The following is a 14791-nucleotide window of genomic DNA, read 5'->3' as shown; positions in this document are numbered from 1 at the left end:
TTAAGAGCCTTGAAGCCCGCCGAATCTTCGCTGCCGGTTCTGGTAAGCCTCGACTGCCTCAAGGAAATCTTCCTCGCCAAAATCCGGCCAAAGTACATCCGTAAACCAAAATTCGGTATACGCTAGCTGCCAGAGCATGAAATTGCTAAGACGGATTTCTCCACTCGTACGGATCAACAAGTCCGGGTCAGCCATCTTTGAAGTCATCAAGTAAGAGGAAAAGGCCTCTTCGTCCAAGCTGTTTGCATTTAGTATACCACTCTGGCAGTCTTTTAAGACATGTTTCACAGCATCGATAATCTCAGCCCTGCTGCCGTAATTAAGGGCAAAATTGAGGACGAGGCCCGTATTCTCCTTCGTATCCTCAATGGCCCGGTTAATCGCCTTCAAGGTGTGCGGTGGCAGTTTTTCCTTGTAACCGATCATTTGAACGCGGACATTCTCTTTTACAAGCTCCGGAAGAAACGAGCCGAGAAACTCCTCAGGCAACTGCATGAGATAATCGACTTCATTTTTTGGCCTTTTCCAATTTTCAGTCGAAAAAGCGTATAAAGTCAAGGCTCCGATGCCAAGTTCATTGGCAAGCCTCGTAATTCTCCTGACAACTTTCATTCCTTCATGGTGCCCTGCTACCCTCGGCATCGCTCTTTTTTTGGCCCAGCGGCCGTTCCCGTCCATAATAATCGCAATGTGGGCAGGCACTCCGGTGCTTTTAACGAAGTCTATCCTGTCTCGGAGAGTGGAAGGGGCATTTTGGGACTTCCAAATTTTAAGTTTGTTTAACATGTTCTTGCTCCTCCAGTTCAATCAATCTTCCCTCCGATAAAGGGATGAATACTTTGTTTGTAGGCTTCACTACCCGGGCAAGGCCCCTTCGCATTTCGTTTTTGTCCAGCTGCGGGGCCTGGGGGCTCGAGGTCGCTTCGGCCCTTCTGATGAAGCCAAAAACCGGCTTCCTCTTCCGGCCCTCCAGCGCTTGTCGCCCCCGGGCAAGGCCCCTTCGCATTTCTATGTATATGCCTATGTTTTTTTGACATGCTTTTATCATACCAAAAAAGAAAGAAGATATCTCTTTTAAAAAGCATTCTGGCGCCAATTTTCTTAGAAAAGCACAAGCGCCCGTTTAGCGCCGTATGGACANCGGAGAGTGGAAGGGGCATTTTGGGACTTCCAAATTTTAAGTTTGTTTAACATGTTCTTGCTCCTCCAGTTCAATCAATCTTCCCTCCGATAAAGGGATGAATACTTTGTTTGTAGGCTTCACTACCCGGGCAAGGCCCCTTCGCATTTCGTTTTTGTCCAGCTGCGGGGCCTGGGGGCTCGAGGTCGCTTCGGCCCTTCTGATGAAGCCAAAAACCGGCTTCCTCTTCCGGCCCTCCAGCGCTTGTCGCCCCCGGGCAAGGCCCCTTCGCATTTCTATGTATATGCCTATGTTTTTTTGACATGCTTTTATCATACCAAAAAAGAAAGAAGATATCTCTTTTAAAAAGCATTCTGGCGCCAATTTTCTTAGAAAAGCACAAGCGCCCGTTTAGCGCCGTATGGACAGGAGGGCCCCGATGTTGACTTATCGTAGCGAGGGGACCGAAGTACACTAGGCGCTGGGCGCTCCTCGAAAAAGAAAGCACTTTTCCTTCGTGCGATGCCATGCTGCCGAAGGGTTCCTTGTGGAGCTAGACATTAAATAGCCCTTAAAGCGGAAAAAACCCCATTAAGGGGCTTTTTACCTGATGAGATTTCTTGGGATGCTACACTTCCAAGATTTCCTTTTCTTTGTCCTTTGTAATCTGATCGATTTTGTTAATGTGCTCATCCGTGATTTTCTGGATATCATCGGAATAACCGCGAAGGTCATCTTCCGTGATTTCACCGTTCTTTTCGAGTTTCTTTAAATCATCATTTGAATCACGGCGGATATTACGGATGGCAATCTTCGCATCTTCGGATTCCTTTTTGACAACTTTGACGAGCTCTTTGCGACGTTCCTCCGTCAATTGCGGAATCGCGATGCGGATGAGCGAGCCGTCGTTTGTTGGATTCAGGCCAAGGTCCGATTTCAGGATAGCCTTCTCAATGTCGTTCAGGATGCTTTTATCATATGGTTGGATGACAAGTAGCCTTGCTTCTGGCGTACTGATTCCAGCAAGCTGGTTTACTGGGGTTGGAGCGCCATAATAGTCGACTGTGATCCGGTCAAGGAGCGAAGCGCTAGCCCTTCCCGCCCTGATTGTTGCTAGCTCCCGGGTGTATGCTTGAATTGCTTTGGCCATTTTTTCCTTTGTGTTGCTAATGACTTGTTTCGGCATTATTATTTCCCCCTAACAATAGTTCCGATTTTTTCACCCATTACTACACGCTTAATATTGCCTTTTTCCATAATGGAAAAAACAATTAACGGGATGTCATTGTCCATGCATAACGATGATGCGGTCGAATCCATGACAGCCAGCCCTTCCTTCAATACATCCAGATAGGATAGCTCTTCGTATTTCTTCGCATTTTTATCGTGGCGCGGATCTGCGGAGTATACCCCGTCTACGTTGTTTTTGGCCATCAAAATGACCTCCGCCTCTATTTCGGCTGCCCGAAGCGCGGCTGTGGTATCTGTCGAGAAATAAGGATTGCCTGTTCCGGCTGCAAAAATGACGACGCGTGTTTTTTCAAGATGGCGAATCGCACGGCGGCGGATATAAGGTTCGGCAACTTGGCGCATTTCAATCGATGTCTGTACGCGGGTTTCTATTCCGAGCTGCTCGAGGCTGTCCTGAAGGGCCAATGAGTTCATTACAGTGGCAAGCATCCCCATATAATCGGCAGTGGCACGGTCCATGCCCATTTCTTCACCGATTTTCCCCCGCCAAATGTTTCCTCCCCCGACGACGACTGCTACCTCGACGCCCAGTTCGGCAACTTCCTTTACCTGTTCGGCTATGGATTTGATGAATGCAGGGTTGATTCCGAAGCCAGCATCACCGGCAAGGGCCTCTCCACTTAATTTTAATACAACACGTTTATATTTGGGATTGCTCATAAAAACCTCCTATGTAATCTGAGGCCATCGCATGCCTAGTCAGAAGAAATCCGGATCTCCGTCTACGAAGGCGGATGTCCGTAATGAGTTTTTTCTTAAAAAATAGGGAACACCGCGTGTTCCCTATCCCTTTTGAAACGATTTTCAAATGGCGAACTAACGCCTTCTAAATGAATTGCCTATTTTTTATTTACCTGGCTCATTACTTCTTCAGCAAAGTTGTCTTCGCGCTTTTCAATTCCTTCGCCTACTCCATAACGGACGAATTCGCGTACTGTCGCACCTTTTGACTCAACGTATTGGCGAACTTTTTGGTCAGGGTTTTTAACGAAAGTTTGGTCAAGGAGGCAAACATCCTCAAAGTATTTTCCAAGGCGGCCTTCAACCATTTTTGCAACAATGTTTTCAGGCTTGCCTTCATTTAGGGCCTGCTGAGTAAGAACCTGGCGCTCACGCTCGATTTCTTCAGCGGATACCTCATCACGGGAAACATATTTAGGGTTAAGGGCAGCGATGTGCATGGAAACATCCTTCGCAACACTTTCATCCGTTGTTCCTTCAAGGACAGATAGAACCGCGATGCGGCCGCCCATATGAAGGTATGCACCGAACGCATCATTGTCAGATTTAGTTTTGATTTCAAAGCGGCGAAGGGAAAGCTTTTCACCGATTTTTGCGATTGCAGCATTAATGTGCTCTTCGACCGTTGCACCATTGTCCATTTTTTGGCCTACTGTTTCCTCGATGGAAGCAGGCTTGTTCTTAAGAAGATGGTCAGCAAGCTCCTGAACAAGAGTCTGGAAGCCTTCGTTTTTAGCAACGAAGTCTGTTTCGGAGTTTACTTCCAGGATAACAGCGTCGTTTCCTTCAACCTTGATTGCAGCAAGGCCTTCAGCCGCGATGCGGTCGCCCTTCTTCGCAGCTTTCGCAATCCCTTTTTCGCGAAGGTAATCGATTGCTTTTTCCATATCACCGTCAGTTTCTTGAAGGGCCTTTTTGCAGTCAAGCATGCCTGCACCTGTTTTTTCACGAAGTTCTTTAACCATTTGGGCAGTAATTGCCATATGAAATTCCTCCTTTTAATCTATGTACATTGGTTCGTTAATCTTTCTGCAGTACCCGTGCATTTCACTACTGTATTATCATAGCCAGCCTGGGGTATTGTAAACCTTCTGCAGCTTTTAATTCTTTGCTTTTACTTTAAAAAAAGGTGATAAAGGGTGTTCCCTCTTATCACCTTTTTATTTACCGTAGATGAACGAATCTTTGCTTATTCGGCAGGGACAGCTGTTTCTTCACCTTGTTTTGCTTCAAGGATCGCATCAGCCATTTTGCCAGTCAAAAGCTTGACAGCACGGATAGCGTCATCGTTCGCAGGGATGACAACATCGATTTCATCCGGATCGCAGTTTGTATCAACGATACCAACGATAGGGATGTTCAATTTGCGTGCTTCAGCAACAGCGATGCGCTCTTTGCGAGGGTCGATGATGAACAAAGCATCTGGAAGAGTCTTCATATCTTTAATACCGCCAAGGAACTTTTCAAGGCGCTCTTGTTCTTTCTTAAGCTGAACGACTTCTTTCTTTGGAAGTACTTCGAAAGTGCCGTCTTCTGCCATTCTTTCGATATCTTTTAGGCGTGAGATACGCTTTTGGATTGTTTCGAAGTTTGTAAGTGTTCCGCCCAACCAGCGTTGGTTGACATAGTACATGCCGGAACGTTCTGCTTCTTCTTTAACAGAATCCTGAGCTTGTTTCTTAGTACCAACAAACAGCATTGTGCCGCCTTGGCCAGCAAGCTCCTTTACAAAATTGTATGCTTCTTCAACCTTTTTAACTGTCTTTTGAAGGTCGATGATGTAGATGCCGTTCCTCTCAGTGAAGATATACTTCTTCATCTTAGGGTTCCAGCGGCGAGTCTGGTGGCCGAAGTGTACACCAGCTTCAAGCAGTTGCTTCATAGAAATGACTGACATGTGTTTTCCTCCTAAATGGTTTTGTTTTCCTCCGCCCGTATCGGCTTCAGCGGGAACTGGCTTGCCAGCACCGCCCGCGTGAATCAACAGGCGTGTGTGATTAACACCATGTAGTAATATAGCACAAGACGAATCGACAATCAAGAATTTCATTGAAAAACCCGAAGTTTTCTGATAAAAAAAACACATGCCTGCCGGTGAAAGCCCGGCAGGCATTGATTCATTAATTTGAACGAAGCTTATCCAATTCAACAAGGAACTTATCATTAAGGACTTTAATGTATGTTCCTTTCATGCCAAGTGAACGTGATTCGATAACGCCCGCGCTCTCGAGTTTCCTTAGCGCATTGACGATAACGGAACGGGTAATGCCCACACGGTCAGCGATTTTTGAAGCGACCAACAGGCCTTCATTGCCATTAAGCTCTTCAAAAATATGCTCGATCGCTTCAAGCTCGCTGTAGGAAAGGGAGCTGATCGCCATTTGGACAACCGCTTTGCTCCTAGCTTCCTCTTCAATTTCCTCGGCTTTTTCACGAAGGATTTCCATACCGACTACTGTTGCACCGTATTCGGCAAGAATCAGGTCATCATCATGGAATTTTTCATGGAGCCTTGCAAGAATCAGCGTCCCAAGGCGTTCGCCTCCACCTATAATAGGCACGATTGTTGTAAGCCCTTCACGGAACAAATCCTTGTTCTCAACAGGGAAGGCGGTGTATTCACTATCCACATCAAGGTTCGGGGATGTTTCATGGATATCGAAAAGGCCTTTCGTATATTCCTCAGGGAACTGGCGGTCTTCAAGCATTTTCTTCATCCGCTCGTTTTCAATCTGCTGGTTAATCGCAAAGCCTAGCAGCTTTCCTCTGCGGCTGACAACAAAAATGTTGGCCTCGATAATTTCGCTTAACGTTTCGGACATTTCCTTGAAATTCACCGGTTTACCCGCTGCTTTTTGCAAAAGCGCGTTTATCTTTCTCGTTTTTGTTAATAAATCCATTTTTCTATTCCTCCTATTTGCTACATCCATTGCTAAATATAAAACTGCTTCTATTGGAATGTCTATCTCTGAATTTACCCTTTGGAGACCGTACCAAAACGGCATCCTAGAGGATGAACTGGCTTAAATCCTTATTTCTAGATATTGCACCGAGTTTTTCCTCCACGTATTGTGGAGTGATGACAATCTTCTCAAGGTTGATATCTGGCGCTTCAAAGGACAAATCTTCAAGGAGCTTTTCAAGGATTGTATGAAGCCTTCTCGCACCAATATTGTCCGTATTTTGGTTCACTTCGAAAGCGACTTCGGCAATTCTCTGAATAGCATCGTCAGAAAATTCAATTTCTATACCTTCTGTCTGCAATAAAGCTACGTATTGTTTAATCAATGCATTGTCAGGTTCTACAAGGATTCGGTGAAAGTCATCCACCGTCAATTTGCCGAGTTCAACCCGAATCGGGAATCTTCCCTGCAATTCAGGAATAAGGTCGGACGGCTTAGCCATGTGGAACGCGCCAGCGGCGATAAAAAGAACATGGTCTGTTTTCACCGGGCCATATTTCGTCACCACCGTAGAGCCTTCAACGATCGGAAGGATGTCTCTTTGGACTCCCTCTCGGGAAACATCCGCGGAAGCTCCCCCCGAGCTTTTACTTGCGATTTTGTCGATTTCATCGATAAAAATAATCCCTGTCTGCTCCGCCCGGAAGACTGCGTCCTGTGTTACCTCATCCATATCGATCAGCTTTGCGGCTTCCTCGTTTGTTAAAACAGCCCTTGCCTCCCTGACGGTAAGCTTCCTTTTCTTTCTCTTTTTGGGCAACAGGCTGCTGAACGCATCCTGCATGTTCATGCCCATCTGCTCCATGCCTGAACCTTGAAGCATATCAAACATTGACGGCGCCTGTTCTTCCACTTCCACGGTAACAATTTCATTTTCCAACTCGCCCTTTTCGAGCCTTTCTTTTATTACGGCGCGTTTTTGCTGGGCGGAATAATCTTCAGTTGATTCCGTTTCCTGTTCCGGCTGGGCGTTGGCACCCCCAAAAAGCATTTCAAGGGGATTCTTGTAGCTGGCCTGTTTTTTCGCGGAAGGTACCAAAAGGTCGATCAGACGGCGGTTTGCGTTTTCCTCCGCCCTGCCTTTCACCTTTTGCATCTTTTCGGCTTTGACTAGCCTGACTGCGGTTTCGACAAGGTCTCGTACCATCGACTCGACGTCTCGGCCGACATATCCGACTTCCGTGAACTTTGTTGCCTCGACTTTTATGAAAGGGGCCCCGGTCAACTTGGCGATCCTTCTTGCGATTTCTGTTTTTCCTACCCCTGTCGGTCCAATCATCAGGATGTTTTTCGGAATGATTTCGTCACGGATGCTTTCATCGAGCATTTCCCGGCGATATCTGTTCCTAAGCGCCACCGCCACCGCTTTTTTGGCGTCCTTTTGGCCAATTATGTACTGGTCAAGTTTTTCGACGATCTGGCGGGGGGTTAAACTAGCTGCCTTTGACATATTCGCATTCTCCTTCCGGTTACAGCTCTTCGACTATGATATTCGTGTTTGTGTAAACGCAGATATCAGCTGCTACTTCCAATGAAGCCTTTGCGATTTCCCGGGCCGTTAAATGGTCCCCGGCGAAATTTTTCAACGAACGGCCGGCAGCCAGGGCATAATTGCCGCCCGAACCAATGGCCAGAATGCCATCATCCGGTTCGATGACTTCGCCAGTTCCGCTTACAAGAAGGAGAAAATCCTCGTTCATAACGATCAGCATCGCTTCAAGCCTTCTTAATACCTTGTCGCTCCGCCATTCCTTTGCAAGCTCCACGGCCGCCCGCTGCAAATTGCCGTTGTATTCCTCAAGCTTTGATTCAAACAGCTCGAACAGTGTAAAGGCATCCGCCACGGAACCCGCAAAGCCTGCCAGTACCTTTCCATTAAATATCTTCCTTACCTTTTTGGCTGTGTGTTTCATCACAACCGCATTCCCGAATGTCACCTGGCCGTCACCAGCCATGGCGCATTTTCCCTTGTGCCTGATTGCAAAAATCGTAGTCGCATGGAATTGGGACATGGTGCACCCCCTTAATGATTTGAGCATTGTTCGGCTATTACGCCCTTGGATGATGGGCCATATATGTTTTTTTCAGCTTTTCGTTCGTGACATGCGTATAGATTTGAGTCGAGGACAAGAATGAATGCCCAAGAAGTTCCTGTACCGTCCTCAAATCGGCGCCGTTGTTTAGAAGATGGGTGGCAAACGTATGCCTAAGTTTGTGTGGATGGATTTTTCCTGTAAGGGACGATTTTTCAATCATGCTATCCAATATTGTGCTTACTCCCCGTGTTGTAAGCGGACCACCCCTGTGATTGAGAAAGAGGGCATCCTGGTTCGGTTTTCCCTCAAGCAATTTTTTTCTTCCATCTCCGATATACGTTTTCAGAGCCTCGGCAGCCTTCGCTCCAAAAGGGACATATCTTTCCTTGCTGCCTTTTCCCATAACAAGGACGGTTGAAAGGAAAAAATCGAGATCCTTAACGGAAATATTGCAGCACTCGCTCACACGGATCCCGGTCGCATACAGAAGCTCCAGCAAAGCCAAATTCCGTTGACCGAGAGGGGTATCCGCCGGGCACGCTTCGAATAGGATATTGAGCTCATCTTCATAGAAAAATTCGGGAAGCCTTTTTTCTCCCTTTGGCAAAATGACAACAGCAAAGGGATTCTCTTCCACAATATTTTCCCTTAACAGGAACTTATAAAAGCTGCGCAGGCTTGAAATTTTCCTCGAAATGGTTTTCCTTGCCTGCTTTTGGCCAAAAAGTTTCGTAAGAAAAAGCCTGGCATCGTGGTATTGGACGTCTTTTACGTCGACAATGCCCTGTTCAGCCATCAGGGCAAAAAATTCATTAATTGCATGATGATAATGGTCAATTGTATATTGTGATGAATTTTTTTCAATTTGTAAATATTCAAGAAATAACTTTAAACAAACGTTCACATTTCCCATTTAGACCACCTCGCACAGCCTTTTAAATAGTAACATACACAAAATGCACATGCAAGGAACTTTACAAATTTTTCACAAATTTCTGAATTGTTTCAATTGCTCGATTAGCATATTGAAGATACCGTTCCTGTTTCCCTTTAATCCTTACCGGCAGCTCAGGGAACAGGCCAAAATTTACGTTCATCGGCTGGAAGTTATCCGGGTTGGCATTTGTAATGTAGTGGGCCATGCTCCCCATTGCTGTTTCAACCGGGAATTGCACGGGATCCTGTCCAAGCGCGAGCCTGGCAGCATTGATCCCGGAAATCAGGCCGCTAGCCGCCGATTCCACATATCCTTCCACACCGGTCATTTGCCCAGCGAAAAACAAATCCTTCCTTGCTCGGAACTGATAAGTAGGGTTAAGAACTTTCGGAGAATTAATGAAGGTATTCCTGTGCATGACGCCGTAACGGACAATTTCAGCATTTTCAAGGCCAGGAATCAGCTGGATTACCTCTTTTTGTGGACCCCATTTCAAATGTGTCTGAAATCCGACAATGTTATACAGTGTGCCGGCCGCATCATCCTGGCGAAGCTGGACAACGGCGAATGGCCGCTTTCCTGTTTTCGGATCTTCAAGCCCCACCGGTTTCATCGGGCCGAAGAGCATCGTTTTCTTTCCCCTTGAAGCCATAACTTCGATTGGCATGCATCCTTCAAAGAAAACTTCCTTTTCGAATTCCTTAAGGGGAACCGTTTCGGCAGACACCAGGGCGTCATAAAACCGGTTGAATTCCTCTTCGGTCATCGGGCAATTTAGATAGGCCGCTTCCCCTTTGTCATAGCGGGACTTCAAGTAAACTTTATCCATATTTATGCTATCTTTCTCAATGATAGGCGCGGCGGCATCATAAAAATACAAATACTCCTCGCCAGTCAACTCTTTCAGGCGGGCGGAAAGGGACGGGCTTGTCAGAGGCCCTGTTGCGATGACGGTAATTCCTTCCGGTATTTCGTCTACCTCTTCATTGATGACAGTAATGTTCTCATGATTCCTGACAAGATTCGTGACCCTACCGGCAAACTCATGCCTGTCCACTGCCAGAGCTCCCCCGGCGGGAACAGAGCATTGGTCCGCGGATGAGATAATGACGGAATCTAGCGTCCTCATTTCTTCCTTCAATACACCGACAGCATTTGTCAGCGCGTTCGCTCTTAGTGAATTACTGCACACAAGTTCCGCGAACTTATCTGTGTGGTGGGCGGGTGTCTGCCTTACCGGCCTCATTTCATACAGCCGTACCTTCACTCCGCGCTGGGCAATTTGCCATGCAGCCTCGCTTCCGGCAAGGCCAGCCCCCACCACATTTACTATTTTCTCGCTCATATTCCAACCTCCAGGATTGTTCAATTCAACTACTTCCACTAATAGCAGATGGTCTATCCACATTCATCTCCATCTTGCGTTTAACAATACGTACAGGCAAGCAAAAAGTTTCAGCTAATTGCCATCATGCAATTAGATCCTGTTTCTCCGCCCAAAGGAAAGGAGCGGGCATTTCAGCCCACTCCTAGCTTTGCTGCTCTTCCTTGTAATCACAATTGGAGCATTGTACCTGAACGCCTTTTTTCAGCTTCTTCTCGATCAGGACATGGTCGCACTTAGGGCAATTCCTCGGAAGCGGCTTATCCCAGGAAAGGAAGTCGCATTCCGGGAAACGGTCGCATCCAAAGAAAATCCGCCTTTTCTTGCTTTTCCGCTCAATGACCTGGCCTTTTTCGCATTTCGGGCATGTGACACCAATTTCCTTGACAATCGCCTTTGTATTCCGGCAGTCCGGGAAATTGCTGCAGGCCATAAACTTGCCAAATCGGCCCATTTTAAAGACCATAGGGCTGCCGCAGTTTTCGCAATCTTCGCCGGCAGGTTCATCCTTGATTTCTACTTCCTGCATTTCCTTCTCGGCTACTTCAAGCCTTTTCTCGAATCCTTCATAGAATTCGCCTATAATCTTTACCCAAGCAACTTTGCCGTCTTCAACATCATCAAGATCCTGTTCCATTTTCGCGGTGAACTCGACATCGAGAATCTCCGGGAAAAATTCCAGCGTCAGTTCATTTACAATTTCCCCAAGCTCCGTTGGGATAAACCGCTTATTATCAAGCGCAACATAACCGCGTTTTTGGATCGTGTCGAGCGTCGGGGCGTATGTTGACGGACGTCCTATCCCCAGTTCCTCCAGCGTCTTAACAAGCCGGGCTTCCGTATACCTTGGCGGCGGCTGAGTGAAGTGCTGCTTTGGTTCGATGCCGGTATTGCTGACCTCATCGCCTTCCTTTAAATCAGGAAGCATGCGGTCCGTTTCCTCCACCTGATCATCCGTACCTTCAACATACAGCTTCATAAAGCCTGGGAAGCGGATTTTTGAGCCTGTGGCGCGGAAGGTTACATTCCCATTTACAAGGTCGACACTCATCGTATCCATAACGGCCTGGGCCATCTGGCTTGCGATGAAACGATCCCAAATCAGCTTGTACAGCCTTAATTGGTCCCTTGAGAGGAATTCCTTGAGTGACCCCGGATCGCGGAATGAGCTTGTAGGGCGAACCGCTTCGTGGGCATCCTGAGCGTTTGTCTGCTTCTTCTCTTTTCCAGCTTCCTCTTTCAAGAAGTTTTCTCCGAACACCGAAGAGATATAATCCTTCGCTTCGGTCTGGGCAACTTCGGAAATTCTGGTCGAATCCGTTCTCATATAGGTAATGAGACCAACCGTACCCTCTTTTCCGAGGTCGATTCCTTCATACAGCTGCTGGGCGAGCATCATTGTTTTTTTTGCGCGGAAATTTAACTTCCTTGCAGCTTCCTGTTGGAGGGAAGATGTTGTAAACGGTGGTGCAGGATTCCTCCGCCGTTCCTTTTTTGTTACGGAGACGACGGTAAACCGGTCGCCGTTCATCCCAGCCAGTGCTTCTTTTACATCCTGCTCGGAATGGAGTTCCCTCTTTTGGCGGTCAACGCCGTAAAAGGACGCTTCAAATGCATCCTTTCCTTTTGTAAACGTTCCGCCAATTGTCCAGTATTCTTCCGGTACGAATGCCTGGATTTCTTTTTCACGGTCAATGATCAACCTGACAGCGACTGACTGGACCCTTCCTGCGGAAAGCCCTTTTTTAACTTTTTTCCATAGCAAAGGGCTGATATTGTAGCCGACAAGCCTGTCGAGTATCCTTCTAGCCTGCTGGGCATCAACGAGATTCATGTTGATTGCCCTTGGATGCTTAAAAGATTCCTTGATTGCATCCTTGGTAATTTCATTGAAAACAACTCTGCACTGCGAATTTGAATCAACGTCTAGGGTATTGGCCAGATGCCAGGCAATCGCTTCCCCTTCCCTGTCGGGGTCAGCCGCGAGATAAACTTTCTTCGCTTTCTTTGCGGCGGCCTTTAATTCTTTCAGGACCGGGCCTTTGCCACGGATGGTGATATATTTAGGATCAAAATCATTTTCTATATCAACGCCCATTTGGCTTTTCGGCAAATCGCGTACATGGCCCATGGACGCTTTTACTTTATATTTTTTTCCAAGATATCGCTCGATGGTTTTCGCCTTTGCCGGCGATTCTACGATGACAAGAAATTCTGCCATTCAATCATCCTCCTTGCGAGGGATTATTCTAATACCTGTTGCAAAATGTATACCAGTTTACTGATAATTTCAACCTTTTTCGTAAAATTTACGTAAATATTTCCAATTGGCGTGAACAAAACCATGAATGAATCGTCCATTTGGAGTTCATTGGTCTCCAGCCACTTACATTACCCCCGGATTCAGCGAATGTCAATAGCGGAGCTCCTCTAAAATATCCTCGGCTTTTATGACAAGTTTCGCACCCTGCTGGATTAATTCGTTTGTACCGGCTGAAAAAGGGCTAAAAATATTTCCTGGGAGCGAAAACACATCCCGGCCTTCATGGACTGCGTAATTCGCGGTTATGAGGGAGCCGCTCTTATTTTTTGCCTCTACAATGAATGTTCCCCGCGAAAGCCCGCTGATAATCCTATTTCTCATCGGAAAATGCCAGCGTGCTGGTTTTGTGCCGGGAGGATGCTCAGATAAAACGAGTTGGCTTTTCATCATTTCAAATGCCAGCTTTCTGTTTTCCTCAGGGTATACATGATAAAGGCCGCCGGCGATTACTGCAATTGTTTTGCCTCCATTGCGGATCGCGCATTCATGGGCAACCGTATCAACTCCCTTGGCAAGGCCGCTGACAATGATAGTCCCTTTTTCAATTAATTCCGGGAACATAAGCCTGATCGCATTCTTTCCGTAATCGGAAACCTGGCGGGATCCCACTACTGCTAGCTTTGGCGTAGCGTTGAGCAGCGAAAGGTCCCCAATTGCAAAAAGGGCCCATGGAGGCTGATAGATTTGTTTTAAGAGGGATGGATAACAGGGATCGAGAATGGTAATGATGGAGATGTTCCTTGCTTTATACTGTTGGAGAAGGCTCGGGAGGGTTTCATCTTTGTGGTCGGCTTGAGTCAAATCAGCTGTGGCAGAATCCTTCAAAGGGGGCAAAAACTTGAGTGCGGGCAGGCTTGCAATCGGCTCAGGCAGCGGCTCCGCCTTCAGAATGCGTCCAACGGAGTTCCATGTCGCATCAGGCCGGTGAAGAAGCCTGATGAGTTTGCTTCTAATCCTTTCCATTTGAAAAACCTCCATGGTATGATTTATTTTTAAAAAAGTGCAGATTTTTGGAGCGCAGAAATTACGAGGGTGGAGCAAATCGTTTCAACGGATGAAAATAAGGCATCAAAGGATGCGGGAATAAGCCCTCCTAATCGAAGGGCTTTTTTCCGCTATTCATCCATTAATGAGTTTTGCACTTTTCGTAAAGGCCTTTTTCCTTCAATACCTCAATCAGCGTTTCGCCCATAACGGAAGGAGTGTCAGCCACCTTGATGCCGCATTCGTTCATTACGCGGATTTTTTCATCTGCTGTTCCTTTTCCGCCGGAAATGATTGCGCCCGCATGGCCCATCCTCTTTCCAGGAGGTGCTGTCCGTCCGCCGATGAAGCCAACGACTGGTTTGGTCATGTTCGCTTTTACCCACTCGGCTGCTTCCTCTTCGGCAGTCCCGCCGATTTCGCCAATCATGATGACTGCGTAGGTTTCAGGGTCTTCATTGAAGGCTTTTAGGACATCGATGAAGTTCGTTCCATTGACAGGGTCGCCGCCGATTCCTACAGCGGTTGTCTGGCCGATTCCAGCCTGTGTCAGCTGGTGGACTGCTTCGTACGTAAGGGTTCCGGAACGGGAAACAACGCCTACATGGCCTTTTTTATGGATATAGCCAGGCATGATGCCGATTTTGCATTCATCAGCTGTTATGACGCCAGGGCAGTTTGGCCCGACAAGCCGGGTTTTCTTCCCTTCCATATAGCGCTTTACTTTTACCATATCAAGGACCGGAATATGCTCTGTGATACAGATTGCAATATCAAGCTCGGCATCGACAGCTTCAATAATCGCATCCGCTGCGAAAGGGGCCGGAACGTAGATGACGGAAGCGTTTGCACCAGTTGCATCCACAGCTTCTTTAACTGTATTGAAAACAGGTACGCCTTCCACTTCCTGCCCGCCCTTACCCGGAGATGTTCCGCCGACAATTTTCGTGCCGTATTCCAGCATTTGCTTCGTATGGAAAAGTGCCGTTGATCCAGTGATTCCCTGGACGATGACCTTTGTGTCTTTATTGATAAAAACGCTCACAACGATT

The 14791-nt window shown here is 47.1% G+C and carries 13 protein-coding genes; all 13 read right to left on the bottom strand.

Going from position 1 to position 14791, the window contains the following annotated elements; all coding sequences use genetic code 11:
* A complete protein-coding gene (locus tag RB160_RS01930; RefSeq protein WP_316568516.1) occupies positions 1-786 on the bottom strand; it encodes an undecaprenyl pyrophosphate synthase in 786 nt (261 codons plus the stop codon).
* 962 nt (positions 787-1748) lie between these two features.
* Complete coding sequence (gene frr / locus RB160_RS01925; RefSeq protein WP_316568515.1) at positions 1749-2306, bottom strand: ribosome recycling factor; 558 nt, start codon at positions 2304-2306, stop codon at positions 1749-1751.
* Between the two features lie 2 nt (positions 2307-2308).
* Positions 2309-3031, bottom strand: coding sequence for a UMP kinase (gene pyrH / locus RB160_RS01920; RefSeq protein ID WP_316568514.1), 723 nt, complete (start codon positions 3029-3031; stop codon positions 2309-2311).
* A gap of 179 nt (positions 3032-3210) precedes the next feature.
* Complete coding sequence (gene tsf, locus RB160_RS01915) at positions 3211-4095, bottom strand: translation elongation factor Ts (protein WP_316568513.1); 885 nt, start codon at positions 4093-4095, stop codon at positions 3211-3213.
* Between the two features lie 206 nt (positions 4096-4301).
* Positions 4302-5009, bottom strand: coding sequence for a 30S ribosomal protein S2 (gene rpsB / locus RB160_RS01910; protein WP_316568512.1), 708 nt, complete (start codon positions 5007-5009; stop codon positions 4302-4304).
* 223 nt (positions 5010-5232) lie between these two features.
* Positions 5233-6012 carry a GTP-sensing pleiotropic transcriptional regulator CodY gene (gene codY / locus RB160_RS01905; protein ID WP_316568511.1) on the bottom strand — a complete coding sequence of 260 codons (780 nt, stop codon included), beginning with the start codon at positions 6010-6012 and terminating at the stop codon, positions 5233-5235.
* 106 nt (positions 6013-6118) lie between these two features.
* Positions 6119-7525, bottom strand: coding sequence for an ATP-dependent protease ATPase subunit HslU (hslU, locus tag RB160_RS01900; RefSeq protein WP_316568510.1), 1407 nt, complete (start codon positions 7523-7525; stop codon positions 6119-6121).
* Between the two features lie 19 nt (positions 7526-7544).
* On the bottom strand, positions 7545-8087 hold the full coding sequence (gene hslV, locus RB160_RS01895) for an ATP-dependent protease subunit HslV (RefSeq protein WP_316568509.1): 543 nt from the start codon (positions 8085-8087) through the stop codon (positions 7545-7547).
* Positions 8088-8124: 37 nt separating this feature from the next.
* Entirely contained in the window at positions 8125-9024 is a 900-nt protein-coding gene (gene xerC, locus RB160_RS01890) for a tyrosine recombinase XerC (RefSeq protein ID WP_316568508.1), read from the bottom strand.
* Between the two features lie 61 nt (positions 9025-9085).
* Entirely contained in the window at positions 9086-10393 is a 1308-nt protein-coding gene (trmFO, locus tag RB160_RS01885) for an FADH(2)-oxidizing methylenetetrahydrofolate--tRNA-(uracil(54)-C(5))-methyltransferase TrmFO (RefSeq protein ID WP_316568507.1), read from the bottom strand.
* Between the two features lie 184 nt (positions 10394-10577).
* A complete protein-coding gene (gene topA / locus RB160_RS01880; RefSeq protein WP_316568506.1) occupies positions 10578-12653 on the bottom strand; it encodes a type I DNA topoisomerase in 2076 nt (691 codons plus the stop codon).
* Positions 12654-12845: 192 nt separating this feature from the next.
* A complete protein-coding gene (dprA, locus tag RB160_RS01875; RefSeq protein WP_316568505.1) occupies positions 12846-13718 on the bottom strand; it encodes a DNA-processing protein DprA in 873 nt (290 codons plus the stop codon).
* 163 nt (positions 13719-13881) lie between these two features.
* On the bottom strand, positions 13882-14784 hold the full coding sequence (gene sucD / locus RB160_RS01870) for a succinate--CoA ligase subunit alpha (RefSeq protein ID WP_316568504.1): 903 nt from the start codon (positions 14782-14784) through the stop codon (positions 13882-13884).
* Positions 14785-14791: the final 7 nt, after the last annotated feature.

This window comes from Neobacillus sp. YIM B06451 (assembly GCF_032667185.1).
In the GTDB taxonomy this organism is placed as follows: domain Bacteria; phylum Bacillota; class Bacilli; order Bacillales; family Cytobacillaceae; genus Bacillus_D.
This window is presented reverse-complemented; position numbering and strand designations above follow the sequence as displayed.